Genomic DNA, 2,215 nt, shown 5'->3' with positions numbered 1-2,215 from the left:
CGCCGCCAGTGGCGAGGGTGGAGCCTAGTGAGCGTGTTCATGGTGGACGGTGTCACGGATTTCGCTGGCTTGGCTGTCGGCCGGTCCGGGGCGGGGGCGCGCTGCACGACGGTCCGCTGGAGCCGGACGTGACGTCGTACGACTACGACGCGCCGATCGACGAGTACGGCAGGCCGACGGAGAAGTTCTGGCGTTTCCGCGAGGTGCTGTCCGAGTACGGCCCGGTGGCGGACCTGCCGCCCGCGCCGGAGGTGCTGGGTGCCGGCAGTGACGTGGACCTGTCCGAGTGGGCGTCCTTGTCCGCCGTGCTGGAGGTGCGCGGCGGTCCGCTCCACGAGGGTCCCGTGCCGCCGACCTTCGAGGAGCTGGACGTCGACCGGGGGCTGGTGCGGTACGAGGTGACCGTGCCGGGGCCACGGCAGCCGTATCCGCTGGTCGCGCGGGGGTTGCGGGACCTCGCGGTGGTGTACGTGGACGGTGTGCGGGCCGGGGTGCTCACCGAGGAGGACCCGCAGCTCAAGGAGCCGGTCGCGGGGCACGCGCGCGTGGAGCTGTGGGTGGAGTCGCTGGGGCGGGTCAACTACGGGCCCCGCAGCGGGGAGGCCAAGGGGATCACCGGGGGGCTGCTGCACGAGCGGCAGTTCCTGCACGGGGTGCGGGCGCGGGGGCTGCGGCTCGACGCGCTGGACTCGGTGACGGGGATCGGCTTCGGTGAGCTGCCCGGGGGCGGCTCGCCGGGCCTGTACCGGGGTGCGGTGGACGTGCGGGGCGCCGGGGACGCGGTCCTGGAGCTGCCGGGCTGGACCCGGGGGTTCGTGTGGGTCAACGGCTTCGGACTCGGCCGGTACTGGTCCGCGGGCCCGCAGCGCACGCTGTACGTGCCGGGGCCCGTGCTGCGGGAGGGCCGCAACGAGGTGTGGGTGCTGGAGCTGGAGGACGCGCCGGCGCACGGGCCCGCGCTCCGGCTGCGCGCCCCGGATCCGGCCCACGAGGATCCGCCCGTGACCTCGTAGAGTGGAATCGGGTTCAGGGCGTCTTGGGGGTACGGGCGTGACGAACGACGGACCGGTCCAGCACGGCTACCCGCACCTGGAGACGGTGCGGGCCTCGATCAACGCGCTCTACAAGCGGCTGTCCTACGACACCGTCCGGACGTTCGACACGAGCGTGGCCCCGGTGGACGTGGCGTTCTGCGACACCGACGACCTCCATCTCGGCGCGCAGCGGGTGGCCCGGGAACTGGTGCGGCACTACCGGCTCCCGGACGCCCGGCTGGTGGTCGGCTTCCGGGAGATGACGCACGCGGCGAACGTCGAACTCACCGCGGGCCCCGAGTACTTCGTCGAGCTGAACGACCGCTTCCGCACGCATCGGCGGGACATCGGCGCGGCGCTGGCCCACGAGATCATGCACGTGTACCTGCACCGCCTGGACCTGTCCTTCCCGGGGGTGCGCGAGAACGAGATCCTCACGGACACGGCGACGACGTACCTGGGCGCCGGGTGGCTGCTGCTGGACGCGTACCGGGAGGACGCGGCGTCGTCGCAGAAGCTGGGCTACCTCACCCCGGAGGAGTTCGGGTACGTGCTGGCGAAGCGGTCGCTGCTGTTCGGGGAGGACCCCTCGGTCTGGTTCACCAGTCCCCAGGCGTACACGGCGTACGAGAAGGGCATGGCGAGGGCCCGGCAGGACGAGCAGCAGCCTCCGCTCACGGCCGCGGGCTGGGCGGGGCGGCGGCGGTACGCACGGGACCGGCGGCATGCGCCCGGGCCGCAGCCGGGGGTGGCGTACACCTTCACGCCGGACGGGCCCGGACGGCTGCGGGTGTCGTTTCCCTGCCCCACCTGTCATCAGCGGATCCGGGTCCCGGTGCGGGGGCGGGTGCGAGCGCGCTGCGCGTTGTGCCGGACGGTGCTGGAGTGCGACACCTAGCACTGTGTGCCGGCTGCCCCGTCGTGGCGGGCGGCAGCGCACACCCGGCGGAGCCGTGGACCGACGCGGCCCCGCGCCCCCGGGGGTGATCAGGCCGGCGCTCCGTACACCGGGCCCGGAGTCTCTGCCTTGCCCAGCAGCTTCCGTGCCGCCTCTCCTGCCTCCGCCGGGGTCCACCTCGCGGCCCTGTCGGCGCTCGGACCCGGTCGCCAGCCCTCCATCACGGTGATCCGGCCGCCCTCCGCCTCGAAGACCCGGCCCGTCACCCCCGCGGCGGCCGCCG

General features: G+C 73.9%; 1 protein-coding gene and 2 pseudogenes. 2 read left to right on the top strand and 1 reads right to left on the bottom strand.

Annotated elements, in window-relative coordinates; genetic code table 11:
- Both AOJ26_RS39810 and AOJ26_RS39805 read left to right on the top strand, forming a co-directional pair.
- Window positions 1-1,013 (top strand): annotated as a pseudogene (locus AOJ26_RS39810) (beta-galactosidase); the annotation flags it as partial.
- Window positions 1,014-1,050: 37 nt separating this feature from the next.
- On the top strand, window positions 1,051-1,932 hold the full coding sequence (locus AOJ26_RS39805) for a hypothetical protein (protein WP_053853215.1): 882 nt from the start codon (window positions 1,051-1,053) through the stop codon (window positions 1,930-1,932).
- Between the two features lie 89 nt (window positions 1,933-2,021).
- Here AOJ26_RS39805 and AOJ26_RS44790 read toward each other — a convergent pair.
- Window positions 2,022-2,215 (bottom strand): annotated as a pseudogene (locus AOJ26_RS44790) (short-chain dehydrogenase); the annotation flags it as partial.

The sequence above is a fragment of the Streptomyces sp. NRRL B-24085 genome (assembly GCF_001282115.1).
Lineage (GTDB): Bacteria > Actinomycetota > Actinomycetes > Streptomycetales > Streptomycetaceae > Streptomyces.
Note: the sequence above shows the minus strand (reverse complement) of the source record. Positions and strands in the feature narration are given on the sequence as shown.